The sequence below is a fragment of the Gluconacetobacter takamatsuzukensis genome (genome assembly GCF_014174275.1).
GTDB classification, from domain to species: Bacteria; Pseudomonadota; Alphaproteobacteria; order Acetobacterales; family Acetobacteraceae; genus Gluconacetobacter; species Gluconacetobacter takamatsuzukensis.
In genome coordinates this window covers 234,887-258,349 of the sequence record NZ_JABEQK010000005.1, presented here as the reverse complement: position 1 = coordinate 258,349, position 23,463 = coordinate 234,887, and the positions used below count along the sequence as shown (strand labels likewise).

Sequence of the window (23,463 nt, the reverse complement as noted above, 5' to 3'; positions counted from 1 at the left end):
GACAGGGGCCACAGCCGGCTGCCCGTCCCGCCGGAGAGGATGACAGGCACAATCCGGGTCGTGCTCGCGGCTTCGGTGCCGATCATCGGCAAGGTCGTGTCAGACATGGCATGGCCTTTCTCTGGTCCGTGGGCATCGAAACGCACCGGGTGCGCCATCTTTCCATCCGGACGGAATTATCCCGCGATGGAAACGGGCGTGCCGTGGCGCGATGCCTGTCGCGGGAAGCGACAGATAGCACAGGATCCCGCGATCCCCAGAGGATTGACTGACCGACGACCGGCGACCGACCGGTTCCTAGCGGCGCATCGGGTCCTCGCCATGGCAGCCGGTATGGCCGAACCGGTTGAAGCGCTGGCGGGTGCTGTAGCGCCGGACCGCCAGCGGCAGTTCGGTCGTCAGCGCCGCCAGCGCCTCGTCCTCGGTCCACCCGGTCTCGCGGGTGACGGCCGCCAGCATGGCGGGCGGAAGCAGCAGGCGGGCCGTCATCGTGTCGACCGGCATCGGGGTGTCGGTCATGCCCCAGCTCCGGACAACGTCATACAATCCGATATCCGCTGCCCGGTGCAGCAGGGTCTCGTATCCGTTGCGCGGCTCGCCGCCGGCCAGCAGGGCCTCCAGGCAGCTCACCCAGTCGGGCGGGCCGTCCGGCTGGGGTGGATCGGCCTGCCGTCCGGAGCCGGCGGCGAGGCCCGAAGATGCTGTTGTCATGGAAAATCTCCCTTGTTCCCATCATTCCATCCGGAACGGGTTGACCGCCGGCTTCGCAAAACGACGGTGCGCGGGAGGGAGGCGGTGACCCTGTCCCAGATATGGGCATCGACGCGGGCCCCGCTCAGGGGACAGGCCATCACGAACCCGGGATGTCCGGCACGCGACGGGCGCGGGAGGCACACCGTCCACCAGTCGCGCCGCCGCCCGTTCCGGCCTGCCGTCCTTCAGTGCGCGGTCGCGTGACCCGACGATGGCGGATCGCTGGCGGGGAAGCTTTCCTTCAGTTCCTCGTCCAGGTTGGCGTCTTCCTGCTCGGTCGGGGGGCGGGCCGGCTTCTTTTCGTCCGGGTTCTGCGGCGTCGGTTTCGTGTCGTTCGACATGATGACACTCCCTGTCTGGCGTGCGCGCCCGGTCGGGGCATGCACGCAACCCCAACGCCCCATCGCCGGGTTGTTTGCCGACCTGTCGGCCATGTGATGATCGCGGCGGCGCCCGGCCAGCGGGGCTTGCGAAGCAGCCTCCTTCATTGACATGGCGCCCGATTGGTGATGCATGGCCGCTGTCAGGCGGCCCCAGGCGGGGCTTTTGATGCAGGCTCCCAACCGGGTTATGATCGGTTCATGAAGTTCGTTTCTCGCCATCTCCGGTATTGCCTGGTTCCCGACCGGGCCGTTGGTCCATGAGCGCGCGCCGGCCGGCGCGGACCCGGGGCCTCCCCAGACCCGACATGTCCAGCGCCGAGGTGGAAAGCCCGCCCGTTCCGTCGGGCAGCCGCCTGTCGGCGCGCCTGCGGGCGACGGCGCGCCTGCTGGCCATCGCCTGCTGGGTGCCCACGTCGGTCTCGTTCGAGGCCCTGCTGCTGCTGGTGCCCGGCACGGCGAAAATCCGCTGGACGCGCGTGATCTGGGGCGTGCTGTGCCGCCTGCTCTCGATGAATATCCGCGTGATCGGCACGCGCGCCGGCACGGTGGGCGGCGCCCGCGCGCGCGCGCGCGGCGAGCGCCCGGTCATCTACGTGTCCAACCATTGTTCGTGGCTCGATGTGCCGGTGCTGGGCACGGTCCTGCCGTCGGTGTTCGTCGCCAAGGGCGATATCGGCGCGTGGCCGATCATGGGCACCGTCTCGCGCATCGGGCGCACGATCTTCGTCAGCCGCCAGCGCAGCACGACGGGCCGCGAGCGCGACGAAATGGTCAGCCGCCTGATCGAGGGCGACAATCTGGTCCTGTTCCCCGAGGGCACGTCGTCGGACGGCATGCGCGTGCTGCCCTTCATGTCGGCCTTCTTCGCCATCGCCAAGATGCCGCCGCTGCGCAAGGGGGCGGAGACCGATCCGCCGATGCTGACCTACGCGCCCGGCATGGCGCCGCTGATCCAGCCGGTGTCGCTGGTCTACGACCGGCTGGACGGGCTCAACGTCAACCGCCATCGCCGGCCGGTCTTTTCCTGGTATGGCGACATGGACCTGGCGCCGCATGTCTGGCAGCTGGCCCAGTGGCGCTCGATGCGCGCCAGCGTCATCCTGCACCCGCCGCTCGATCCCGACGCCTTCCCCAGCCGCAAGGCGCTGGCCCAGGCCGCCTGGAACGCGGTGGCCGAGGGCGCGGCCCTGCTGCGCCGCAATGCCGAGAACCCCGGCCCGCACGGCTCCTGAGCGCGCACGCCCTCCCCAGCCCCTGACCCGGCCCGCACGATGCGGGCAGGGCAGCAGACGGCCTCCCTCAGCCGCGCGCGTGCCGTCGCGCGCGCGGGTGGTCGGGCCATTCCATCAGCACGTTTTCCACGGCCTGCGGGTCGGTGCGGTCGGCCTCGGCGAACAGGTCGTCGGCGCGGGCCTGGTCGCCCTCGTCCTCGGCCTTCAGCGCGGCCTCGGCCAGGCGGCGCGCCTGCTCGTGCTTGCCGGCGCCGGCATCGGCCGGGCGGTCGTCATCTTCGACAAAACGGGACATGGCCGGGATTTCCTTCTGTTGCCGGACCCATGATGTGTGGTGGCGCCATGGCGCTGTCCAGCCCGCCGGCGGCGACAGGGGGCGGCGGTGGGGCCGCGCAACCTTGTACCACCTTCCGGCGTTGGCGGGGTGTCGGGTCCGCGTCTTATTAAGTTAACGGGAATATCTGTTCGCTTTCGTATAGAATCGCGGATGGATCGGTGCACCCCGCACGGACGGCAACCGATGCTGAAAAAAAGCCTGCCTCTTGCCATGATTCGGGCACAGCAGGCGGTCATTGCAGACACGATAGGATGGTTTTCATCAGGAGGGCATGATGGTCTATCTGGGGATGATGAGCCTGGCGTCGGGTCTGTTCATAGCCTGTGGCATTCAGCTCGCGCGCTTTGTCGATACGCGGATCGACCCGGACCTGTCGGCGTTGCAGCGGTCGGCCGGCCTGGATATCTGATCCACCGGCATGCGGGCCCGGGCCGCGTCCGAAAGGTCCGGGTCCACCCTGCCTGTTTCACGAAGATCCGGGAGATCTGGATAATGCGCCGTTCCCTGCTGTTCGCCGGCCTGCTGCTGGCCGCCCCCCTCGCATCCATGGCTCCGGCCGGGGCGCGAGCCCTCCAGGTCACGGGCGAATTCGCCCCGGTGGCGGGCGCGACCGGCCACCCGACAGGCAATGTGACGGGCACGCTGAACGAAAAGCGGAACCTGCTCACCTACGTCATCGTGTGGCACGGGCTCAGCGGCGCCGTCATGGCGGCCCATTTCCACGGCCCGGCCGATCCGGGCCAGGATGCCGGGGTGCTGGCACCGATCAAGGGCCCCTATACCAGCCCGCTCCGCGGCGCGGTGATCCTGACGCCCGACCAGGTCGGCGTGCTGCGGGCGGGCCGCCTCTATGTCAACCTGCACACCGCCGCCCGGCCGGATGGCGAGGCCCGGGCGCAGCTCCAGGTCCGCTGATACACGCCCGGATCAGTGCCCGGTGGAGCGTGAAAACAGATTGATCACGACGACACCGAGCACGATCAGCGCCATGCCCGCCAGCGCGGGGGCATCGAGGCGCTGCTTCAGCCAGATCCAGTTGACGGCGGAAATCAGCACGACGCCCACACCCGACCAGATCGCGTAGGCAATGCCCGTGGGCAGGAAGCGCAGCGTCAGCGACAGGAAGAAGAACGCCACCGCGTACCCGCCGAAGGTCAGCAGCGTCGGCAGGGGCCGGGTGAACCTGTCCGTATATTTCAGGAACGATGTCGCGAAGACCTCGGCGACGATCGCCGTGGCGAGGTACAGATAGGCCTTCACGGATCGCGCGTCCTCGGTCGGGGTCCCGGCGGTTTCCGGTCCGGCGGATCTTGCCCGAACCGGAACCCGCTTGGGAAGCTGCGCCGACGCGCCCGCCACGCGCGGGCGGCGCGCCGACCGCTCAGTGGCCGAGGATGATCGTGGGCGACAGCGCGATACTGGCAATGATCGCGGCCACCAGTACCGCCACCACCACAACCCCGCCGATCACCTGCTTGGTCCTGTTGGCGGCTCCATCGTCGCCGGGGATTCCGGCCAGGCGTTTATTGTCCATGACCTGTTTTCCTTGCACCCAGATTGCGGCGCGCGGATTCCGTGCGCCTCACAGGGATCTGGTGCGGCCCGATGCCGGCACAAGCAGGGGAAATGGCAATCATGCGTATGTGATGGGCCGCTGTGATGGCCCGCCTGCCGGCGACTCAGCCCGGTGGTCCGGCAATGCCCGCCAGGCTCAGCACACAACAGTCGACACAGACGGCGGTGGCGCCCAGAACGTCGCCGGTCAGCCCGCCGACCTGGCGCTGCGCCAGGCGGCCCAGCAACGCCGCCACCACAGCCGCCGCGACGCAGGCCTGCAACGCCCGCCCGGCCGGCAGCAGCAGCAGGGCGGCCGCGACGGGGGCCAGCAGGCAGGCGGCCAGCGCGGGGCGCGGGATGCGGGGCAGGGCGGCCGCCAGCCCGTCCGTCCGCGCCGGCTTCATGGCCCGGCACAGGCCCCCCATCGCCGCCCGGCCCAGCCCGCCGGCAATGGCCATCGCAACGGCCGGATGGGGTGCCGCCGCCGCTGCGATCACCCGGATCAGCAGCGCCATGCCCAGCGCCATGGCGCCATAACTGCCGATCCGGCTGTCGCGCATGATCGCCAGCTTCCGTGCCCGGTCCCGCCCGCCGCCGAACCCGTCGGCCATGTCCGCCAGCCCGTCCTCGTGCAACCCGCCCGTCAGCAGCATCAGCAGCGCCACCGCCCACGCGGCGGCCAGCGAACGGGCGAGTCCCATCGCCGCCAGCCCGTCCACAGCCAGGCCGCCGGTCGCCCCCAGCGCCATGCCCACCAGCGGCCAGGTCCAGACCGAACGGCCCAGGTCAAACGCCCCGCCGGCCGACAGCCAGCCCACGGGCAGTCGCGTCAGCAGCCCGATGCCGGCGGCCAGATCGGCACGGCGCCGGCCCAGCCAGCTCATGTCCGCTCGCTGACGCCCGCATCGGCGAAGCTGGCCATGCCGGTATGGCAGGCCAGGGCCGCCCGCAGCAGCGGCACGGCCAGCGCGGCGCCCGAGGCCTCGCCCAGCCGCAGGCCCAGGTCCAGCAGCGGCTCCACGCCCATGTAGCGCGCCAGCGCATGGTGCGCGGCCTCGGCGGAACGGTGCGAAAGCCGGGTATGGGCCAGCCCCGTCGCATGCAGCCGCCGCAGCGGCGCGGCGGCGGCACTGCACACGAACCCGTCCAGCAGGACCGGGATGCGCCGATGCCGCGCCGCCAGCACCGCGCCCAGCATGGCCGCCATTTCGTATCCGCCGAAAATCCGTGCCGCCATCAGCGGGTCGTCGCGGTATGCTTCGTGCTGCGCCAGCGCGCGGTCGATCACCACGGCCTTGTGGGCCACCCCATCCGCATCCAACCCGGCACCGCGCCCGGCCCAGTCGCGCCCGCTCCCGCCGAACAGCGCGGCCGCCAGCGCGGCGGCGGCCGTGGTGTTGCCGATTCCCATTTCCCCCACGCACAGCAGGTCGGTCTCCGCGTCCACCGTCGCGTACCCAGTCGTAACCGCGTGCAGGAAGGCGGGCGTGGTCATGGCGGGTGCCACGGTGAAATCCTCGGTCGGTGCAAGGTCCGCCATCGGCACGACGGTCAGGCTGGCGTCCGCCACGCGGGCAAGCTGGTTGATCGCGGCCCCGCCGGCGGCAAAATTGCCGACCATCTGGGCGGTCACGCTGGCCGGCCAGGGCGAAACCCCCTGCCGAACGACCCCGTGATTTCCGGCAAAGATCACGATCCGCACCCGCTCCAGGGTCGGCACGGCGCGTCCCTGCCACGCACCCAGCCACGCGGTCAGCTCTTCCAGCCGGCCCAGGCTGCCCGCCGGCTTGGTCAACGTGGCCTCGCGCGCCGCAATGGCCATCCGCGCCGTCTCGTCGGCAGGCGGCAGGTCGACGCATGCGGCGTGCAGGTCGGCCATGCCTGAAAAATTTGTGGTGGCGCCGGAAGGGACTTGCATGGCGAGTCTTGTGTGGCGTTATGCGCCCGGGCGCAAGAGTACAGACTTGCAGGAGACACAGGGAATGAACGCAATGGCACCGGCACGAACCGAGACGCAGGCCGGCTTTACCCTGGTGCTGGGCGGCGTGCGATCGGGAAAGAGCCGGCATGCCGAGCATCTGGTCATGACCGCCCCGGGACCCTGGACCTATATCGCCACCGCCCGGGCAGGGGATGCGGAAATGCAGGCGCGGATCGCCCGGCATCGCGATGACCGCGCCGCCGGCTGGCACACGGTGGAAGAGCCGCTGGAACTGGCGGCAGCGCTCGATGCAGCGGGCCCGGCACCGGTCCTGGTCGATTGCCTGACCCTGTGGTTGACCAATCTGCTGCTGGATGAACGCGATATCGCATCCGCGACCGATGCCCTCCTGCCGGCACTGGCGCGCCGGCAGGCCCCGACCGTCCTGGTCGGCAACGAAGTGGGGCTGGGCATCGTGCCGGAGACACCGCTGGGCAGGCGTTTTCGCGACGAGGCCGGATGGCTGAACCAGATCGTGGCCCGCGCGGCACGTCAGGTCGTCTTCATGGTCGCCGGCCTGCCCATGGTCGTGAAGGCCGATTGATCGCCAAAGGCGGCGATCCCGGATTCAGGCAAGACTCCGTTGCAAAAGTTCCGATGCCACGCGCACGCCTCGCGCCCCGGCGGCGGCGTGCAGGCAATTCCCCTTCCGCATTCGCCGGTCGCATGGCAGGGCGCGCCCGGATGCATGCCGCCCGGTTCCACCATCCCGCGATGGCACTCATGCGCGTTCGTTCGAAGAATTTCGAAATCCTGCCGCGTCGCCGGCTCGCCGGGCCCGGGGCGATCGACCGGCGGGGGCGGGGAAATCGCCCGGCGGCGCGGACGATTTCCCATCTCCGCGCGATCGCCGGGCGCCGCGACGCGGGAATCCGGTCGCCATCCGCCGCGTCGCAACACGCCGTTCCGACAGTCGAGACCGATATGGCGGAAGAAACGTGAATTTTTGTGTCATTCGTAAAAGCGTAGAAATAATAAAAAGAATTGGAGACATCGATGTATTGCCGTTCGGGCCGAATGGCCCGGACTGCGCCATGCTGCAAGAAAAAACGAGGCCAGGTTCATGCTTTGACTTGACAGCAGCCGCGACAGCGCCGAGATGATGCGAAAGAAGAAGATATTTTTTGCCGGCACATCCAGGCAGGCCATCGACGATGGCGGGGAATGGAAACGGTCTTTCGCAATTCCGGTTTCCGACTCTGCCGCCATGGCACACCGGCCCCGGACGGACTGTCGACCATCAAGACAACGAAAGGTTGCACCTGTAATGAGTGATGAGACGAAACCCACCCGGCGCAAGGCATCGCGCAAGGATGTCGAGACGGTGGTAGCGCCGGCGCCCGAGGCGACGCCCGCGAAGCGTGGCCGCGGGAAGGCCAAGGCCGCCGCCCCCAAGATCGAAACCGCTCCGGTCGCCCCGGCTCCCGTCGTGGCCAAGGCCGAGGAAAAGCCGGCGCGCCGCACGCGCGTTGCCAAGGCGGCCAAGGTCGCGGCAGAGCCGGTGGCGGCTCCCGCCGTGCCCGTGCCCGCCCCGGCACGGCGTCGTGGAACGCCCCGCACGGTGCTGAAGGCCGGCCCGGTCGCCGAAGAAGCCGTGACGTCGCCCCGCAAGCCCGCGACGGCCAAGAAGGTTGCCGCCAAGGCCACTCCGGCGCGCAAGCCCGCGACCGTGGCGGCGCCGGTGGCGCCGGCCAAGGCCCCGGCCCGTCGCAAGGTCGCTGCCGCCGTCGCCCCGGTCGCGCTTCCGAAGCGTAGTGTCAAGGCCCGTGCCGCCGCCCCCGCGCCCGTCGAGGCCAAGCCGGTTTCGGCAAAAGCGCGCAAGACCACGACGAAGTCGGTCAAGGAGGCGCCGAAGCCCGAAGTAAAGGCGGCTCCCGTCAAGGCTAAGGCCGCCGCCGGCCGCAAGGCGGCGCCGAAAGACGTGGCCAAGCCGGCCGCGAAGGCCCCGGTAAAGGCCGCACCGAAGGCCGCGACCAACCCCGCCGCGAAGGCGGTTGCGAAAGTCGCCAAGGCTCCGGCCAAGAGTGTCAAGGCACCCGCGCCGGCCAAGAAGGCGGTCGCCGCCAAGGCCGCCCCGACGCCGCAGCGTGGAACCGGCCGCCGCCTGGCGAAAGGCGACCGCACGGCAGTCGACGCGTGGCGCGAAGCGCGCGAGGCCCGCAAGCAAGTGCGCCTGGCTCGTCTGGCCGCCGCGCGCGGCTGATCGCACCCGGCCTATCGCGTCCAAAAAGGGCGGCACGTCATCGACGTGCCGCCCTTTTTCTTTGCGCCCGGGCCGGAGTGTTTGCAGACACCGGCGGCCAAACCCACACCCGATTTCGTTCCTCCCAATTCATTGATAAACAAACGCGTTTCCAAAGGCCCAGCCTTTGGCGGGTTTCGGGGCGGAGTTGGCCAAGGTTCCGTCGGCGCTTCGGGCCGATGGAATGCCAACGGAGGGGGAGCCCCGAGGTCGACGACCGATTCCCGAAACAGCCTCTCGCAGGCGAAGAGTCTCGCGACGCATGCCGAATTGGTGATGGGGGATTCGGTGGACGCTGAGCCGCTCAGGGTGGCACCGTGCCGCGGGCGGCTGGCCGCATATGCCGGTCGCGGCGACGTAATCTGACGCGACGGAGGATGACGACATGTCCGAATACCGACTGCATGCCGATCTGCCGATCGGCCTGAACGTGCAGGGCGAGCGGCAGGAGCATGACGCGATGGGCGCGCTGGCGGTGCCGGCCGACCGCTACTGGGGCGCGCAGACCCAGCGCAGCCTGATCCATTTTTCGATCGGCACCGACCATATGCCGCTGGAACTCTGCCGGGCCTACGGCCTGGTGAAGAAGGCGGCGGCATTGGTGAACCAGCAGGCCGGCCGCCTGCCGGACTGGAAGGCCGCGGCCATCATGCAGGCGGCGGACGAAGTGGCGGACGGGCGGCTGGATGCGCATTTCCCCCTGTTCGTCTGGCAGACCGGGTCGGGCACGCAGACCAACATGAACGTCAACGAGGTCATCGCCAATCGCGCGATCCAGTTGCTGGGCGGCGAGCCGGGCAGCCAGAAGCCGATTCACCCCAATGACGACGTCAATATGGGCCAGTCCAGCAACGACACGTTTCCCACCGCCATGCATGTGGCGACGGTGCGCACGATCGACGGCCGCCTGCTGCCGGAACTGGACGCGCTGGCGGGGCTGATCGAGTCCCGGTCGCGCGAATGGCAGGATGTCGTGAAAATCGGCCGCACCCACTTGCAGGATGCGGTGCCACTGACGGTCGGTCAGGAATGGTCGGGCTGGGCGCATCAGCTTCGCGACGCCATGCGCGCCGTGCAGGCGGCGCGCGAGGGCGCGCTGGAACTGGCGGCCGGCGGAACGGCGGTGGGAACCGGCTTGAACGCACCGGCAGGTTTCGGAACGGCGATTGCCGCCCAATTGGCAAACCTGACCGGGGCCGCGTTCGTGACCGCCCCCAACAAATTCGCCGCCCTCGCGGGGCTGGATGCGATGGTGCGCGTGTCGTCCGCCATTCGCGGCTGCGCGGTGGTGCTGATGAAGATCGCCAACGACATGCGCTGGCTCGGTTCCGGCCCGCGCTGCGGCCTGGCCGAACTGTCGCTGCCCGCCAACGAGCCGGGATCGTCGATCATGCCGGGCAAGGTCAACCCGACCCAGTGCGAGGCCATGGTCATGATCTGTACCCAGATCCTGGGCAACGATGCCACCGTCGCCTTCGCCGGCAGCCAGGGACAGTTCGAACTCAACGTGATGCGGCCGGTCGTGATCGCGAACGTGCTGCATTCCCTGCGGATACTGGCCGACGGCTGCCGCTCGTTCCGGACCTTCTCGGTGGAGGGGACACAGCTCAATCTCGACCGGATCCGCCGCTATGTCGAAGGATCGGTGATGCTGGTCACGGCACTCACGCCCGCCATCGGCTACGACCGCGCCTCCGCCATCGCCCATGACGCGATGGAGCACGATTTGTCGCTGCGCGAGGCCGCCCTGCGATCCGGGCTGGTAAACGCGGAAACATTCGACCGTCTGGTCAGGCCCGGAGACATGGTAGGCCACGGCGTAGCCGGAGCCTGACCGGAAATGCGCGCTGGTGGCGATCCGGCGCGCATGCTCCCGGACCACCGCATCGTGATCGGGAGCCGGGGTTTTTCCGGCAAAGCCCTTTTAACGTCCCGGGATGTACGGCAGAAAATCGGACCATGATGAACATCGTGTCGAATATGCTGTTGAACCTGGTGCGGCGGATGGACCCCGAGGACGCGCATCGCCTTGCCCTCGATGCCCTGATGCTCGGCCTGGGGGGCGGCAGCGGCTCGGGTCGGGACGATCCGGCCCTGTCGGTGCGGGCCATGGGGCTGCGTTTTCCAAACCCGATCGGCATCGCCGCGGGTTTCGACAAGAACGCCCAGGTCATCCGCCCCTTGGCGCGGATCGGGTTCGGCTTCGTCGAAGCGGGAACGGTGACGCCGCTGCCGCAGGAAGGCAATCCGCGCCCGCGCCTGTTCCGGCTGACGGAAGACCGGGCGATCATCAACCGGATGGGCTTCAACAACCAGGGGATCGACAAGTTCGTGGTCCGCATGGCGCGGCTGCACCGCCTGCCGGCCAAGGGCACCGGCGCGGGCGCGAAGGTGCCGGTCGGGGCCAATCTGGGCATCAACAAGAACGGTGCGGATCCCGAGCGCGACTATCCCCGCCTGGTCGGGCGGGTGAAGCATCATGCGGACTATATCGTCCTCAACCTGTCCTCGCCCAACACGCCCGGCCTGCGCGACCTGCAACAGGCCGACCGGCTGCAGGCCATCCTCCAGGCGATCGGCGAGGCCCATCCCGACCGTCCGCCGCTGCTGGTCAAGCTGGCGCCCGACCTGGCCCGCGACGATATCGGGCCGGTGATCGAGGCCGTGATCGCGGGCGGCGCGCAGGGCGTGACCGTGACCAACACCACCATCTCGCGGCCCGACGGGCTGCGCAGCCCCCATGCCGGCGAAAGCGGTGGCCTGTCGGGGCGCCCGCTGCGCCCCCTGGCGGAGAGCGTGCTGCGCGAGGTGGCGCAGATCGCCGCCGGCCGGCTGACCCTGGTGGCCTGCGGCGGGATCGAGACCGGAGCCGATATCGTGGACCGGGTGCGCGCCGGGGCCGATCTGGTGCAGCTCTACAGCGCCTTCGCGTATGAGGGACCTGGGATCGTGCGGCGCCTGAAGCGCGAGACCGTCCGCGCCCTGAATGCGGAAGGGTTCGAGACACTGGCCGACGCGAAAGGCACCGCATGATGCACTTCCTTGACGGCATGGCGCCGCTGGCCGACCGGTATGACGGGTTTATCGTCGATCTCTGGGGCGTGATCCATGACGGTGTCAGCCCCTATCCCGGCGCGCGGGACACGCTGGCGGCCCTGCGCGCGGCGGGGCGGCGGGTCGTGCTGCTGTCCAACGCGCCCCGGCGGGTGTCGGTGGTGCGCGAGGGCCTGCGCGGCATGGGCGTGGGGGACGACCTGTATGACGGGGTAATGACCAGCGGCGAATATACGCGCGGCCTGCTGGCGGACCGCACCGACCCCTGGTTCGCCGGGCTGGGGCGCCGGATGCTCCATCTGGGGGCGCCGAAAGACTATAATCTGTTCGAAGGGCTGGATCTGGAACGGGTCGAAGACCCGGCGCAGGCCGATTTCATCCTGAACACCGGCCCCAACCCGGAACAGGGCGAAGACGACCCCACACCCTATCTGCCGCTGCTGGACGCCTGCGCCGCGCGTGGGCTGAAGATGGTGTGCGCCAATCCGGACCTCGAAGTGATCCGCGGCGGCCGACGCCTGATCTGCGCCGGCCTGCTGGCCAGCCTCTACGAGCAGAAAGGCTGCGCCGTCCGCTGGATCGGCAAGCCGCATCCCGAAGTCTACGGCCCCGTCCTGCACATGCTGGGCGTACCCACCGCCCGCGTGCTGGCGGTAGGCGACGCCCTGGCCACCGACATGCGCGGCGCGAAAGCGGTCGGGGTCGACGGCTGCTGGGTGCTGGGCGGCATCCACCAGGAAATGATCGGAAACGACACCGCCCTGGCCACAGCAGAAGCCACCTCGGCAGGCCTGACCCCGGTAGCCTGCGTGCCCTCCTTCCGCTGGACAGCCTGAACACTCCCGGCTTTACCGGAACCCAGCAGGGGTCACGGATCCCTGCACCCCAATTCGTCGCCTTACATTACAAAAGGCAGCCACGAAGGTCCTGCCTGGAAACGCGTGCCGGCTCATCACCAGCGCATCGTCCCAGATAGCCACGAAGACGCTGCCTGGAAATGTGGGCTGGTGAGCGAGAGCGCCGCGCAGCGGCGCGCCCGTCGTGTGTTTCCGAGCATCGGAGCGGAGCGGCCTTATGGGCCGTGAGCACCGAAGCACAGGAAACGCGCGCCGGATCGCCACCAGCCCGCATTTACAGGCAGCGTCTCAGGCGCGTCCGGTTTGGGGGGAGAGGTGCATGGGATCCATATTGATGGTCGCCAGCGCCTGGCGCCATTTGGCACCGTGGTCCAGCCCGAACAGGATCTCGTCGCTGGGCGGGGCAGGCAGCCACGCATTGCGGCGGATGATCTCGTCTTCCAGTTGATCGTCGGACCAGCTTGCATGGCCCAGCGCCAGCAGGGCGTTGCGCGGGCCGGCGCCGTCGGCAATGTCGCGCAGCACGTCCAGGCTGGCGGTCAGCGTCGTGCCGTCATCGACCGACAGGCTGCTGTCGCCGCTCCAGTCCGAGGAATGGAGCACGAAGCCCCGCCCGCCATCGACCGGCCCGCCGGCACACAGCCCGATCCGCCGGCGCGGCGGCACCGGGTCGATGCCCAGCCGTTCCAGCACGTCGTCCAGCCCGGGTTGCGACAGCCGCCGATTGACGATCAGCCCCATCGCGCCCTCTCCGGGCACATGGGCGCACAGGAAGATCACGGTGCGGGCAAAGGGGCTGTCCGCCAGCGCCGGGGAGGCAACAAGCAGGGAGCCCGTGAGGGAGTCGGCCGAGGTCTGGGACAGGGGAAACATCACCTTGTACATAGAACAAGAACCGCTGGGCATTGCAACCGCGGCGTGCCGATTTGCGACGATACGGGGATTGGCGCTTAAATATTCATGACAGAATGACGAAGGGAGCATCCGGCGATGACGAAGATTGTTTTGGTAACGGGGGCGACGGCGGGTTTCGGCAAGGCGATCGCGGAACGGCTGGTGCATGACGGCTATCGGGTGATCGCCACCGGGCGCCGCCGCGACCGGCTGGAGGCACTGGCCGCATCGCTCGGCCCCGCCCTGCTGCCGCTGGTGCTGGACATGGACGATGCCGCCGCCCTGCGCGCGCTGCCCGCCAGCCTGCCGCAGGGGTGGCAGGAAGTGGATGTCCTGATCAACAATGCCGGCCTGGCGCTGGGCGTGGGCAAGGCGCAGGACAGCGCGGTCGCCGACTGGCGGCAGATGATCGATACCAACATCGCCGGACTGGTCGAGATCACCCACGCCCTGCTGCCCGGCATGGTGGCGCGCGATCGCGGCCATATCGTCTCGATCGGCAGCACCGCCGGCACCTACCCGTATCTGGGCGGCAACGTCTATGGCGGCACCAAGGCGTTCGTGGCGCAGTTCATGCGCAACCTGCGCTGCGACCTGCTGGGGACGAAGATACGGGCGACGAACCTGGAGCCCGGCCTGTGCGGCGGCAGCGAATTCAGCAATGTACGCCTGCGCGACGACGCCAAGGCGGCTGCCGTGTACCAGGATACGCACCCGATCCAGCCCGAGGATATTGCCGAGACCGTGTCCTGGGTGCTGGGCCTGCCCGCGCACGTCAACATCAACCGGATCGAGATGATGCCGACCTGCCAGGCGGCCGGCGGCCTGGCCGTGGCGCGGGGGCTGGAGGTCTGACCGTGGGCGAGAAGGCGATCGACCTCAAGACGCTGCTGCATCGCTGCCGGATCGAAGACGGCACGCATTTCAACCTGGCGGACCATCCGACCCGCATCGCCGGGATCGAGGGCATCGACAAGGCGGTCGGCAAGCACCTGCTGCGCCAGGGGGTGAAGCGCCTCTCGGCATTGCAGGAACTGTTATACGCCAACGGAACATGGTCGCTGCTGCTGGTGTTCCAGGCCATGGATGCCGGCGGCAAGGACGGCATGATCAAGCATGTGATGTCCGGGGTGAACCCCCAGGGCGTGACCGTGACCTCCTTCAAGCAGCCCGGGCCGGTCGAGCTGGGGCACGATTATCTGTGGCGCGTGCATATGGCAGCCCCCTCCAGCGGCCGGATCGGGATCTTCAATCGCAGCCATTACGAAGAGGTACTGGTCACGCGGGTGCATCCCGAACTGCTGGTCCAGCAGAAAATTCCCGCCCCCCTGCGCGACGGCGCGATCTGGGAGGAACGGTATCGCGACATCCGGCATTTCGAGAATTACCTGTCGCGGCAGGGCACGGTGGTCCTGAAATTCTTCCTGAACCTGTCGAAGGAAGAGCAGCGGAAGCGCTTTCTGCGGCGGATCGACCAGGACGAAAAGCACTGGAAATTCTCGGTCGCCGACGCGCGGGAGCGTGAGCATTGGGATGCGTATCGCAGCGCCTATCACGATGCCATCCGCAACACCGCCCAGCCCGGCGCCCCGTGGTTCGCGATTCCCGCCGACCGGAAATGGATGGCGCGGCTGCTGGTGATGGAAACGATCATCGAGGCACTGGAGGGGCTGAAACTGAGCATCCCCGACCCCGCGCCCGACATCATCCGCGACATGGCGGCGGTCCGCCGCGAACTGGAATCGCAGGCACCGAAGGCGAGGCACGGATGAGCATGAAGCGGATGATGGCAGGCGTCGCCTGCATCCTGCTGGCGACGGGCGTGGGGCATGCCCATGCGCAGCAGGCCATCGGGCCGGCCTGCGACAATGGGCATTTCCTGGCGGTGCAGCAGGGGTTCGAAGGGGGCGCGCTGCGGGGCGACCAGCCGGTGCATGTCTGCGGCCGCGTCATCGCGGTGTCGCGCGAGAAACGGACGCGCAGCGGCTGGCATGGCTATTTCTATGTCGATGTCGGGCAGGGGGTGTCGATCCGCATCGTGTCGGACCTGGACCGGATGGCCGCACCGGCCTGGCCATGGGTCGCCAAGGGGGACACGGTCGATGTCGTCGGCCGCTATTATTACGACAACCCGCGCAGCCAGGGTATCGACTGGACCCATCACGGCACGGGCCGGAAATGGGGCATGCCGGGATATGTCGCCGTCAATGGGGCGCGGTACGAGTAATCGCTGTATTGTGGGGCTCTGCCCCACGCCCCGCCAAAGGGCTCGCCCTTTGGAAACCCAGTCGTTGTCAGGTGATTGGGGTGCAGGGCCTCAGGCCCTGCCGGGTCGAGGGCAGAGCCCTCGCCTTGCGGGCGCCCGATAAAACAAGGGCCGCGCGGCATGTGCCACGCGGCCCTTTTTTTATGTTCCGCCAAGGCAAGATCAGCTTGCGGCTTCGGATTCCCGCTCGCTGCCTTCGTCGCCCTCGGTGGCGGCTTCGCTGTTGGCCTCGATATATTCGAAATCCAGCGCCCCATCCTTCAGCGTGATCTTGACCGCGCCACCCTTGACCAGCCGGCCGAACAGCAGTTCCTCGGCCAGCGGCTTCTTGATGTTCTCCTGGATCACCCGGCCCAGCGGACGGGCGCCATAGAGACGGTCGTAACCGCGCTCGGCCAGCCATTCCTTGGCCGCCGACGAGATTTCGATCGTGACGTTGCGGTCGGCAAGCTGCGCTTCCAGCTGGAAGACGAACTTCTCGACCACCCGGCCCACGATCTCGGGCGTCAGGTTGGCGAAGGGGATGATCGCGTCCAGACGGTTGCGGAATTCGGGGGTGAAGATGCGCTTGATCGCTTCCTCATCCTCGCCTTCGCGCGAATCCCGGCCGAACCCGATCGCCTCCTTGTTCAGGTCCGCCGCCCCCGCATTGGTCGTCATGATCAGGACGACATTGCGGAAATCGACGGTCTTGCCGTTATGGTCGGTCAGGCGCCCATGATCCATGACCTGGAGCAGGACGTTGTACAGGTCCGGATGCGCCTTCTCGATTTCGTCCAGCAGCAGCACGGCGTGCGGATGCTGGTCGATCGCATCGGTCAGCAGGCCGCCCTGGTCGAAGCCGACATAGCCCGGTGGCGCGCCGATCAGGCGCGAGATCGAATGGCGCTCCATATATTCGGACATGTCGAAGCGGACCAGCTCGATCCCCAGCGTCTGGGCAAGCTGCTTGGCCACTTCCGTCTTGCCGACGCCCGTGGGGCCGGAGAACAGATAGTTGCCGATCGGCTTTTCCGGATCGCGCAGGCCGGCACGCGACAGCTTGATCGCCGCCGTCAGGGCTTCGATCGCCTTGTCCTGGCCGTAGACCATGCCCTTCAGGTCGCGTTCCAGCGTGCGCAGCGTCTCCTTGTCGTCCGACGAGACGCTCTTGGGCGGAATGCGGGCGATCTTCGCCACGATGTCCTCGACATCCTTCAGGGTCACGGTCTTGCGGCGCCGGTTCTCGGGCACCAGCATGCGCGAGGCCCCGACCTCGTCGATCACATCGATCGCCTTGTCCGGCAGCTTGCGGTCGTGGATGTATTTCGCCGCCAGTTCCACCGCGCCGCGAATCGCTTCCTCGGTGTAGCGGACCTTGTGGTGGCGCTCGTAATTGACCTTCAGGCCGCGCAGGATCTTGACCGCGTCCTCGACCGACGGCTCGGCGACGTCGATCTTCTGGAAGCGGCGGACCAGCGCGCGGTCCTTCTCGAAATGCTGGCGATACTCCTTGTAGGTCGTGGACCCGATGCAGCGCAGCGTGCCCGCCGCCAGGGCGGGCTTCAGCAGGTTGGAGGCATCCATCGCCCCGCCCGAGGTCGCCCCCGCCCCGATGACGGTATGGATCTCGTCGATGAACAGGATGCTGCCCGGATTATTGTCCAGCTCGGTCACGACCGCCTTCAGCCGCTCCTCGAAATCGCCGCGATAGCGGGTGCCGGCCAGCAGCGCGCCCATGTCCAGCGAATAGATCGTGGATTTCAGCAGCACTTCCGGCACGTCGCCCTCGACGATGCGCTTGGCCAGCCCTTCCGCGATGGCCGTCTTGCCCACGCCGGGGTCGCCCACATAAAGCGGGTTGTTCTTGGTGCGGCGGCACAGGATCTGGATCGTGCGCTCGATTTCCGAATCGCGGCCGATCAGCGGGTCCACCTTTCCATCCTCGGCCTTGCGGTTGAGGTTGGTGCAGTAGGCGCTCAGCGCGTCCTGGTTCTTCTGGCTGCTCTTGCCGCGTTCCTCGCGCTCGCCCTCGGGGTTTTCCTGCGCGCTGCCGGTGATCGGGCGGCGCGTGGAGCGGTCCGGCGCCTTGGCGATGCCGTGCGAGATGAAATTGACCGCGTCCAGCCGCGTCATGTCCTGCAATTGCAGGAAATAGACGGCATGGCTCTCGCGTTCCGCGAACAGGGCGACCAGCACGTTCGAGCCCGTGACCTCGTCGCGGCCGGTGGACTGCACATGGATGGCCGCGCGCTGGATCACGCGCTGGAAAGCGGCGGTGGGTTTGGGATCGACCGTCCGGTCGGACGCCAGCCCCGCCAGGTCCTTGTCGAGAAATTCGGTGAGGTCGGACCGCAGCTTGTCGAGATCGACGCCGCAGGCACGAAAGACCGTTACCGAGTCGCTGTCGTCGACCAGGGCCAGCAGAAGGTGTTCCAGGGTCGCATATTCATGACGCCGGTCCCCCGCCAGGGTCAGGGCACGGTGAAGCGTCTGTTCGAGAGTGCGTGACAACATCCGTGACGCTCCTTTTCCTGGGCCGGACACGAACCCGACAGGTCGGGGTTCGGTCGAACAGGACCATATTTGGTGTGTTTTGGACGGAAAGCCAGTGGAAAGAACAATAAAGTTCTCAGGGCCCGGCCGGAAACGCGGGCGGGCAGGCGGCAGCGGCCCGCAACCGCCGCACCCGCCACGGGTTTCCGGGTACCGAAGCCGCACGGCCGCCATGGCCGGGGCACCGGAGCACGGGAAACGCGCGGCTGGATCGCGCGACGGCGCGCGGGCGGCGCCCGATGGGCCGGTTCGGGCCGACAGGCCCGGATGGCCGGATCTAACGTTCAAAAACAACAAACTGGAGGCTGTTTTTCGAAATCCCCCGGCTTCGGCCGCAGTCCGGCCTAGTCCTTCTCGATCGTGCATTGCAGCGGGTGCTGGTTCTGGCGCGCCAGATCCATCACCTGCGTCACCTTGGTCTCGGCGACCTCGTAGGTGAAGACGCCGCAGACACCCACCCCGCGCTTGTGGACATGCAGCATGATGTCCGTCGCTTCCTCGCGCGATTTCTGGAAGAACCGTTCGAGGACATGGACGACGAATTCCATCGGCGTGTAGTCGTCGTTGAGCATCAGGACCTTGTACATCGCGGGCTTGCGCGTCTGCGGCCGGGTCCTGACGACGACGCCGATGGTCGGGGAATCGGGGTTGTCCGGGTCGGAATCCTGTCCGGAGCCATCGCGTCGGGTCGGGTTGTTGCCGCCATGCGCCCGCGCCAAACCCGCCGCCACTGTGACGCGCGGGCCGATCATGGGACGGACAGGGGAAAATGCTGCTGTCATGGTCATACCATATTGGATCGGCATCGTGGGTTGGAAGAGCGAAGCGGGGGAATTTTAAGCATGGCTGGACCCGCTTTTGCTGATCAAATCGCCCGGGCGGGGCGCATGGCTGCCCGGTCTTGCCCGCAGCCATGGGCAGGCATGGCTGAAAAGACAGTATTTTCTTCCCCTTATCGTGGTTTTCTCTGGACGGGCTCAGAAAAAAAGCCATAAAGTTGCCGGATGACGCGGATCCTGTGACGAGGGGAACAGGCGGTGACCGACGGAGCATGGATGGACGAGAAACGGGGATGGCTCGCCCACCTGCGTCGTGCTGTGGTGTCTCTCGTTCCTGACGGCGGGCGCCGGCAGGCCGGCCGTGGCCGCGCCCTGCGCCTGACCGTCGGTCTTGCGGCCGGGTATCTGGCGACCGTGGTCGCCGCGCCCCGCGCCCACGCCCAATATGTCGGCCAGATCAGTTCCATCGTCATGGACGCCCGCACGGGCGCCGTGCTGTCGCAGAGCAACCCCGACCTTCAGCGCTTTCCTGCCAGCCTGACAAAGCTGATGACGCTCTACATGGCTTTCAAGGCCATGCGCGCCGGGCAGGTAACGCTGGATCAGGCGGTGCCGGTCTCGGCCCATTCCGCCTCGATGGAACCGTCGAAGCTGGGGCTGGTCCCCGGCAGCTACCTGACGGTGGAGCAGGCGGTGCTGGGCCTGGTGACCAAATCGGCCAACGACGCCGCCTGCGCGCTGGGCGAATTGCTGGGCGGCGGGGACGAGGCCCGGTTCGCCGACCTCATGACCCGTCAGGCCCGGGCGCTGGGCATGGTCAACACCACGTTCCGCAACGCCTCGGGCCTGCCGAATGACGAGCAGATGACCTCGGCGCGCGACCTGGCGCTGCTGACCCGGCAGATCATCACCGAATTCCCTGAATATTATCATTATTTCTCGGTTCCGGCCTTCTATTTCCACGGCCGCCAGGTGCCCAACCACGACCCGATGCTGCGGATCTATCCGGGGGCGGACGGGCTGAAGACGGGCTATACCGTGCTGGCCGGGCGCAATCTGGTCACCTCGGCGGTCCGCGAGAATGTCCGGCTGATCGGCGTGGTGCTGGGCGCGCGCAGCAACCCGCAGCGCAGCGCCCTGATGGCTGGCATCCTCGATGACGGCTTCCGGCAGGAAGGTGTGGCCGATGTGCGCCGGCCGCTGGTGCTGGCGCGCGGCAACCGCCGCCGGGCCGCGATCATGCTGGCCGCCGCCACCCGCGGCAGTGCCGGACCCGATCAGGTGGCTGAACTGCCCAGCACGCCCCGCCACCGCATCGTGCGCCATGGGCACGCCCATGCGCCCGTCCATATGGTCGCGGCGGGCCACGCCGGCAGCCATGCGGCCAGCCACCGCCACGGTCACAGCCACGGCTGAAAGGCTGCTGCAAACGCCCCGCTAGCTGCGGCCTGACGACGGTTTCCCGCGCTCGGGCACTCTCCCTCGGCAGGTCGACTCTGCAAGGCTCCGTTGTGGTTGGATGTTAAAGTGCGCTTTTTTCAAATGGTTGGTAAGAAATCGGTCTGCCCGAACCCGCAGGGCCTGCGGCCCAATCATTTGATAACGGATGGGTTTCCAAAGGGCGACTGCCCTTTGGCGGGTTTCAGGGCGGAGTTGGCCAAGGTTCCGTCGGCCGGAACGGCCGATGGAAAGCCAACGGAGGGAGCGCCCTGACCTTCGCCACCAACCCAACGACAACAGAGCAAACAGAATCCGCGAGCCTGATTGCCGCCCGATTGTCGATGCGCTCGGCGACGATCCGGCGGGCGCGTCGCCCTTGCCTTGAGGCGCCGTCCCGCGCATTTATCCCCTTTGGATCGAGGGTGCCGTTCTGCGGCGGATGAACAAGCGAGGGGGCATCGTTATGGATGGTGATACGGACGCGCGGCGCGTGATCCTGCATACGCCCGAGGATTTTGCCGGCATGCGCGCGGCGGGACAGTTGGCGGCGCGTACGCTGGACATGATCGTGCCGCATGTTCGCGCGGGTGTGACGACCGGGGAACTGGACCGCGTGATTCATGAATTCATGATCGCGCACGGCGCCACGCCGGCGACGCTGGGCTATCGCGGCTATCCGAAATCCAGCTGCATCTCGCTCAACCATGTCGTGTGCCACGGCATTCCGGGCGACCGGCAGTTGCAGGACGGCGATATCCTGAACATCGACGTGACCGTGATCCTCGACGGCTGGTTCGGCGATACCAGCCGCATGTACACGGTCGGCGCGATCCCCCGCAAAGCCGAGAAGCTGATCGAGGCGACGTACGAGGCGCTGATGCTGGGCATCGCCCAGGTGCGCCCGGGCAACACGCTGGGCGATATCGGCTACGCGATCCAGGAATTCGCGGAATCGCACCGTTTCTCGGTAGTGCGCGATTTCTGCGGCCACGGCATCGGCCGCACGTTCCACGCCGCGCCGAACGTGCTGCATTACGGCCGCCCCGGCCAGGGGCTGGTGCTGCGCCCGGGCATGTTCTTCACCATCGAGCCGATGCTCAATGGCGGCCGGCCGGACGTGAAGGTGCTCGACGACGGCTGGACGGCGGTCACGCGCGACCGCTCGCTTTCGGCCCAGTTCGAACATATGCTGGGCGTGACCGAGGACGGGTGCGAGGTCTTCACCCTGTCGCCCGCCGGCCTGAACCACCCGCCTTATGCCGTCACGGCCTAACGCGCCGGGCACGCCTCTGCCCGCCAGCCGGGTGCCGATGACGGAATTCCCCTCTCGTTGAAAGGTTCGTAATGCGCTTCTCCCTGCTGCGATTCCGCTGTGCGTCCCTCATGCTGGCAGGGTCGATGCTGGCGGGGCTGGCAACGCCGCTCGGCGCATTGCCGGCCGGGGCCGTGCCTGCGGTGCAGGGCGATGTGCTAACCTTCGGCCAGACGCAGGCAGCCCTGCCGCCGCTGGCCCCGGCGGAAGGGGTGCACGGCATGGTCGTGTCGGCCCAGCATCTGGCGTCGGAAGTCGGGGCGCATATCCTGGCCCAGGGCGGCAATGCGGCCGATGCGGCGGTGGCGGTGGCCTATGCGCTGGCGGTCGTCTATCCGGCGGCGGGCAATATCGGCGGCGGCGGGTTCATGACCCTGCGCGCCCCCGACGGGCATGCGGTCTTCATCGATTTCCGCGAGCACGCGCCCCTGGCCGCGACCGAGACCATGTACCAGGACGCCAAGGGCACGGTGATCCCCAACCTGTCGATCGTGGGCTGGAAGGCCGTCGCGGTGCCGGGAACGGTGGCCGGCATGGACATGATCCTGCGCCGCTGGGGCCACATGACGCGCCAGCAGGTCATGGCGCCCGCCATCGCCCTGGCGCGGGACGGGTTCATCCTCGCCGAAGGCGACGTGCAACTGCTCAACACCTCCACCGCCGATTTCGCCCGCGACCCCGAGGCACGGCGGATCTTCCTGCGGCCCGACGGCACGCCGTTGCAGGTGGGCGACCGCCTGGTGCAGGCCGACCTGGCCGACAGCCTGTCGCTGATCGCGCGCAGCGGCGCGGCGGCCTTCTATCGCGGGCCGATCGCCGATGCCATCGTCCAGGCCAGCAAGGTCGGGGGCGGCATTCTCCAGTCCGAGGATTTCCGCCGCTACACCCCCCGCGTGCTGCCGACGCTCACCTGCTCCTATCGCGGCTATCAGGTCGATACCGCCCCGCCGCCCAGCGGCGGCGGCGTGGCGCTGTGCGAGATGCTGACCATCCTCTCGGGCTACGACATGCACAAGCTGGGCCTGCACACCGCCCCCGCGGTGCAGCGCGAGGTCGAGGCGATGCGCCGTGCCTATGCCGACCGGCAGGATCTGGGCGACCCGGCCTTCGTGCAGAATCCGGTGACGCATCTGGTCGACCCCAGCTACGCGCGCCAGGTGCGGGCCGCGATCCCCACCGATCGCGCGGTGCCCTCGGCCTCGCTCAAGCCCGGCCAGATCGAGCCCGAGAAGCACGAGACCACCCAGTTCTCGGTCGCCGACGACAGGGGCATGGCGATTTCCGTGACCTACACGCTGAACGGCTGGTTCGGTGCGAAGGTGATCGGCGGCCATACCGGCATCTTCCTGAATGACGAGATGGACGATTTCTCGTCCCGCCCCGGCGTGCCCAACATGTTCGGCATCGTCGGCAGCGCCGCCAACGCCATCGCACCGGGCAAGACGCCGCTGTCGTCGATGTCGCCCACCATCCTGTCGCGCAACGGCAAGCCGGTGATGGTGATCGGCAGCCCCGGCGGGTCGCGCATTCCCACCATCGTCCTGTCCACGATCCTGGGCGTGGTCGATTACGGGCTGGATATCCAGCAGGCAGTGGACCTGCCGCGCATCCACGAGCAATGGCAGCCCGAACCGGTCGAGATCGAGCAGGGCGCCCTGACCGAAGCCGTCGCCCGGACGCTGGAGCAGGAAGGCTACAAATTCGCGCCGCATGCGCCGTGGGGCGTGGCCGAGGGCATCCTGGTCGGGTCGCCGCGCCTGGGCGGGCGGCATGTGGGGATGGCGCGCTATTTCGGCGGGTTCGACCGGCGGCACCCCGGCGGGGCGGCTGTCGGGGAGTAG

General features: G+C 68.0%; 25 protein-coding genes. 14 read left to right on the top strand and 11 right to left on the bottom strand.

The window, feature by feature from the left end; genetic code table 11:
• Positions 1 to 297 precede the first annotated feature (297 nt).
• Both HLH27_RS09005 and HLH27_RS09000 read right to left on the bottom strand, forming a co-directional pair.
• Positions 298 to 711 (bottom strand): hypothetical protein, encoded by a 414-nt coding sequence (locus HLH27_RS09005; RefSeq protein WP_182949681.1) that lies wholly within the window; start codon positions 709 to 711, stop codon positions 298 to 300.
• A gap of 227 nt (positions 712 to 938) precedes the next feature.
• The gene (locus tag HLH27_RS09000; RefSeq protein WP_182949703.1) at positions 939 to 1,355 is read right to left on the bottom strand and encodes a hypothetical protein; all 417 of its coding nucleotides are present in this window, start codon (positions 1,353 to 1,355) and stop codon (positions 939 to 941) included.
• Positions 1,356 to 1,441: 86 nt separating this feature from the next.
• Between HLH27_RS09000 and HLH27_RS08995 the strand changes: the two genes are divergently transcribed.
• Positions 1,442 to 2,368: a lysophospholipid acyltransferase family protein gene (locus tag HLH27_RS08995; protein WP_246375663.1), complete on the top strand. Its 927-nt coding sequence runs from the start codon at positions 1,442 to 1,444 to the stop codon at positions 2,366 to 2,368.
• A 67-nt stretch (positions 2,369 to 2,435) separates the two neighbouring features.
• Here HLH27_RS08995 and HLH27_RS08990 read toward each other — a convergent pair whose 3' ends face one another.
• On the bottom strand, positions 2,436 to 2,663 hold the full coding sequence (locus tag HLH27_RS08990; protein ID WP_182949680.1) for a hypothetical protein: 228 nt from the start codon (positions 2,661 to 2,663) through the stop codon (positions 2,436 to 2,438).
• Positions 2,664 to 2,976: 313 nt separating this feature from the next.
• Between HLH27_RS08990 and HLH27_RS08985 the strand changes: the two genes are divergently transcribed.
• Together HLH27_RS08985 and HLH27_RS08980 are read left to right on the top strand one after the other, a co-directional pair.
• A complete protein-coding gene (locus HLH27_RS08985; RefSeq protein WP_182949702.1) occupies positions 2,977 to 3,114 on the top strand; it encodes a hypothetical protein in 138 nt (45 codons plus the stop codon).
• 83 nt (positions 3,115 to 3,197) lie between these two features.
• Positions 3,198 to 3,620 (top strand): CHRD domain-containing protein, encoded by a 423-nt coding sequence (locus HLH27_RS08980; RefSeq protein ID WP_182949679.1) that lies wholly within the window; start codon positions 3,198 to 3,200, stop codon positions 3,618 to 3,620.
• A 12-nt stretch (positions 3,621 to 3,632) separates the two neighbouring features.
• Here HLH27_RS08980 and HLH27_RS08975 read toward each other — a convergent pair whose 3' ends face one another.
• The 4 genes from HLH27_RS08975 to cobT all read right to left on the bottom strand — a co-directional run bounded on the left by HLH27_RS08975 (position 3,633) and on the right by cobT (position 6,141).
• Positions 3,633 to 3,965, bottom strand: coding sequence for an SMR family transporter (locus HLH27_RS08975; RefSeq protein ID WP_182949678.1), 333 nt, complete (start codon positions 3,963 to 3,965; stop codon positions 3,633 to 3,635).
• Positions 3,966 to 4,086: 121 nt separating this feature from the next.
• A complete protein-coding gene (locus tag HLH27_RS08970) occupies positions 4,087 to 4,239 on the bottom strand; it encodes a hypothetical protein (RefSeq protein ID WP_182949677.1) in 153 nt (50 codons plus the stop codon).
• A 145-nt stretch (positions 4,240 to 4,384) separates the two neighbouring features.
• Entirely contained in the window at positions 4,385 to 5,146 is a 762-nt protein-coding gene (gene cobS / locus HLH27_RS08965) for an adenosylcobinamide-GDP ribazoletransferase (RefSeq protein WP_182949676.1), read from the bottom strand.
• Positions 5,143 to 6,141, bottom strand: a complete 999-nt coding sequence (gene cobT, locus HLH27_RS08960; protein ID WP_246375661.1) for a nicotinate-nucleotide--dimethylbenzimidazole phosphoribosyltransferase — start codon at positions 6,139 to 6,141, stop codon at positions 5,143 to 5,145. The genes cobS and cobT overlap by 4 nt, the downstream gene beginning before the upstream one ends.
• A gap of 103 nt (positions 6,142 to 6,244) precedes the next feature.
• Here cobT and cobU point away from each other — a divergent pair, with 103 nt between their 5' ends.
• Positions 6,245 to 6,787, top strand: coding sequence for a bifunctional adenosylcobinamide kinase/adenosylcobinamide-phosphate guanylyltransferase (gene cobU, locus HLH27_RS08955; RefSeq protein WP_246375659.1), 543 nt, complete (start codon positions 6,245 to 6,247; stop codon positions 6,785 to 6,787).
• Between the two features lie 407 nt (positions 6,788 to 7,194).
• Here cobU and HLH27_RS08950 read toward each other — a convergent pair whose 3' ends face one another.
• Positions 7,195 to 7,452: a hypothetical protein gene (locus HLH27_RS08950; RefSeq protein ID WP_182949673.1), complete on the bottom strand. Its 258-nt coding sequence runs from the start codon at positions 7,450 to 7,452 to the stop codon at positions 7,195 to 7,197.
• Between the two features lie 58 nt (positions 7,453 to 7,510).
• Here HLH27_RS08950 and HLH27_RS08945 point away from each other — a divergent pair, with 58 nt between their 5' ends.
• The 4 genes from HLH27_RS08945 (at position 7,511) to HLH27_RS08930 (ending at position 12,375) form a co-directional block, all read left to right on the top strand.
• Entirely contained in the window at positions 7,511 to 8,446 is a 936-nt protein-coding gene (locus tag HLH27_RS08945) for a hypothetical protein (RefSeq protein ID WP_182949671.1), read from the top strand.
• Between the two features lie 424 nt (positions 8,447 to 8,870).
• The gene (gene fumC / locus HLH27_RS08940) at positions 8,871 to 10,319 is read left to right on the top strand and encodes a class II fumarate hydratase (protein ID WP_182949670.1); all 1,449 of its coding nucleotides are present in this window, start codon (positions 8,871 to 8,873) and stop codon (positions 10,317 to 10,319) included.
• 128 nt (positions 10,320 to 10,447) lie between these two features.
• Complete coding sequence (locus HLH27_RS08935; RefSeq protein WP_182949701.1) at positions 10,448 to 11,518, top strand: quinone-dependent dihydroorotate dehydrogenase; 1,071 nt, start codon at positions 10,448 to 10,450, stop codon at positions 11,516 to 11,518.
• The gene (locus HLH27_RS08930) at positions 11,518 to 12,375 is read left to right on the top strand and encodes a TIGR01459 family HAD-type hydrolase (protein ID WP_182949700.1); all 858 of its coding nucleotides are present in this window, start codon (positions 11,518 to 11,520) and stop codon (positions 12,373 to 12,375) included. The genes HLH27_RS08935 and HLH27_RS08930 overlap by 1 nt, the downstream gene beginning before the upstream one ends.
• Before the next feature lie 309 nt (positions 12,376 to 12,684).
• Here the strand turns inward: HLH27_RS08930 and HLH27_RS08925 are convergent, their stop codons facing one another.
• Entirely contained in the window at positions 12,685 to 13,269 is a 585-nt protein-coding gene (locus tag HLH27_RS08925; protein WP_182949668.1) for a YqgE/AlgH family protein, read from the bottom strand.
• Positions 13,270 to 13,386: 117 nt separating this feature from the next.
• Here HLH27_RS08925 and HLH27_RS08920 point away from each other — a divergent pair, with 117 nt between their 5' ends.
• Genes HLH27_RS08920 through HLH27_RS08910 form a run of 3 tightly spaced genes read left to right on the top strand, consistent with a single transcriptional unit; the run spans position 13,387 to position 15,517 of the window.
• Positions 13,387 to 14,145, top strand: coding sequence for an SDR family NAD(P)-dependent oxidoreductase (locus HLH27_RS08920; protein ID WP_182949666.1), 759 nt, complete (start codon positions 13,387 to 13,389; stop codon positions 14,143 to 14,145).
• A 2-nt stretch (positions 14,146 to 14,147) separates the two neighbouring features.
• On the top strand, positions 14,148 to 15,062 hold the full coding sequence (locus HLH27_RS08915; RefSeq protein ID WP_182949664.1) for a polyphosphate kinase 2 family protein: 915 nt from the start codon (positions 14,148 to 14,150) through the stop codon (positions 15,060 to 15,062).
• A 14-nt stretch (positions 15,063 to 15,076) separates the two neighbouring features.
• The gene (locus HLH27_RS08910) at positions 15,077 to 15,517 is read left to right on the top strand and encodes a hypothetical protein (protein WP_408870823.1); all 441 of its coding nucleotides are present in this window, start codon (positions 15,077 to 15,079) and stop codon (positions 15,515 to 15,517) included.
• Between the two features lie 201 nt (positions 15,518 to 15,718).
• On the opposite strand, the gene clpA is transcribed toward HLH27_RS08910, so the two are convergent.
• Entirely contained in the window at positions 15,719 to 18,052 is a 2,334-nt protein-coding gene (clpA, locus tag HLH27_RS08905) for an ATP-dependent Clp protease ATP-binding subunit ClpA (RefSeq protein WP_182949662.1), read from the bottom strand.
• 383 nt (positions 18,053 to 18,435) lie between these two features.
• Complete coding sequence (gene clpS, locus HLH27_RS08900; protein ID WP_182949698.1) at positions 18,436 to 18,843, bottom strand: ATP-dependent Clp protease adapter ClpS; 408 nt, start codon at positions 18,841 to 18,843, stop codon at positions 18,436 to 18,438.
• Between the two features lie 303 nt (positions 18,844 to 19,146).
• On the opposite strand from clpS, the gene HLH27_RS08895 reads away from it, so the two are divergent.
• From HLH27_RS08895 to ggt, 3 genes are all read left to right on the top strand, one after another.
• Entirely contained in the window at positions 19,147 to 20,286 is a 1,140-nt protein-coding gene (locus HLH27_RS08895; RefSeq protein WP_182949660.1) for a D-alanyl-D-alanine carboxypeptidase family protein, read from the top strand.
• 487 nt (positions 20,287 to 20,773) lie between these two features.
• Complete coding sequence (gene map / locus HLH27_RS08890) at positions 20,774 to 21,583, top strand: type I methionyl aminopeptidase (protein WP_182949658.1); 810 nt, start codon at positions 20,774 to 20,776, stop codon at positions 21,581 to 21,583.
• A gap of 110 nt (positions 21,584 to 21,693) precedes the next feature.
• Positions 21,694 to 23,463 carry a gamma-glutamyltransferase gene (gene ggt / locus HLH27_RS08885; RefSeq protein ID WP_182949697.1) on the top strand — a complete coding sequence of 590 codons (1,770 nt, stop codon included), beginning with the start codon at positions 21,694 to 21,696 and terminating at the stop codon, positions 23,461 to 23,463.

Coding starts and splice junctions, on each gene's coding strand:
- HLH27_RS09005 (WP_182949681.1), bottom strand. CDS start 711: ATGACAACAGCATCTTCGGGCCTCGCCGCCGGCTCCGGACGGCAGGCC.
- HLH27_RS09000 (WP_182949703.1), bottom strand. CDS start 1,355: ATGGCGAGAAACGAACTTCATGAACCGATCATAACCCGGTTGGGAGCC.
- HLH27_RS08995 (WP_246375663.1), top strand. CDS start 1,442: ATGTCCAGCGCCGAGGTGGAAAGCCCGCCCGTTCCGTCGGGCAGCCGC.
- HLH27_RS08990 (WP_182949680.1), bottom strand. CDS start 2,663: ATGTCCCGTTTTGTCGAAGATGACGACCGCCCGGCCGATGCCGGCGCC.
- HLH27_RS08985 (WP_182949702.1), top strand. CDS start 2,977: ATGATGGTCTATCTGGGGATGATGAGCCTGGCGTCGGGTCTGTTCATA.
- HLH27_RS08980 (WP_182949679.1), top strand. CDS start 3,198: ATGCGCCGTTCCCTGCTGTTCGCCGGCCTGCTGCTGGCCGCCCCCCTC.
- HLH27_RS08970 (WP_182949677.1), bottom strand. CDS start 4,239: ATGGACAATAAACGCCTGGCCGGAATCCCCGGCGACGATGGAGCCGCC.
- cobS (WP_182949676.1), bottom strand. CDS start 5,146: ATGAGCTGGCTGGGCCGGCGCCGTGCCGATCTGGCCGCCGGCATCGGG.
- cobT (WP_246375661.1), bottom strand. CDS start 6,141: ATGGCCGACCTGCACGCCGCATGCGTCGACCTGCCGCCTGCCGACGAG.
- cobU (WP_246375659.1), top strand. CDS start 6,245: ATGAACGCAATGGCACCGGCACGAACCGAGACGCAGGCCGGCTTTACC.
- HLH27_RS08950 (WP_182949673.1), bottom strand. CDS start 7,452: ATGGCGGCAGAGTCGGAAACCGGAATTGCGAAAGACCGTTTCCATTCC.
- HLH27_RS08945 (WP_182949671.1), top strand. CDS start 7,511: ATGAGTGATGAGACGAAACCCACCCGGCGCAAGGCATCGCGCAAGGAT.
- fumC (WP_182949670.1), top strand. CDS start 8,871: ATGTCCGAATACCGACTGCATGCCGATCTGCCGATCGGCCTGAACGTG.
- HLH27_RS08935 (WP_182949701.1), top strand. CDS start 10,448: ATGAACATCGTGTCGAATATGCTGTTGAACCTGGTGCGGCGGATGGAC.
- HLH27_RS08930 (WP_182949700.1), top strand. CDS start 11,518: ATGCACTTCCTTGACGGCATGGCGCCGCTGGCCGACCGGTATGACGGG.
- HLH27_RS08925 (WP_182949668.1), bottom strand. CDS start 13,269: ATGTTTCCCCTGTCCCAGACCTCGGCCGACTCCCTCACGGGCTCCCTG.
- HLH27_RS08920 (WP_182949666.1), top strand. CDS start 13,387: ATGACGAAGATTGTTTTGGTAACGGGGGCGACGGCGGGTTTCGGCAAG.
- HLH27_RS08910 (WP_408870823.1), top strand. CDS start 15,077: ATGGCAGGCGTCGCCTGCATCCTGCTGGCGACGGGCGTGGGGCATGCC.
- clpA (WP_182949662.1), bottom strand. CDS start 18,052: ATGTTGTCACGCACTCTCGAACAGACGCTTCACCGTGCCCTGACCCTG.
- clpS (WP_182949698.1), bottom strand. CDS start 18,843: ATGATCGGCCCGCGCGTCACAGTGGCGGCGGGTTTGGCGCGGGCGCAT.
- HLH27_RS08895 (WP_182949660.1), top strand. CDS start 19,147: ATGGACGAGAAACGGGGATGGCTCGCCCACCTGCGTCGTGCTGTGGTG.
- map (WP_182949658.1), top strand. CDS start 20,774: ATGGATGGTGATACGGACGCGCGGCGCGTGATCCTGCATACGCCCGAG.
- ggt (WP_182949697.1), top strand. CDS start 21,694: ATGCTGGCAGGGTCGATGCTGGCGGGGCTGGCAACGCCGCTCGGCGCA.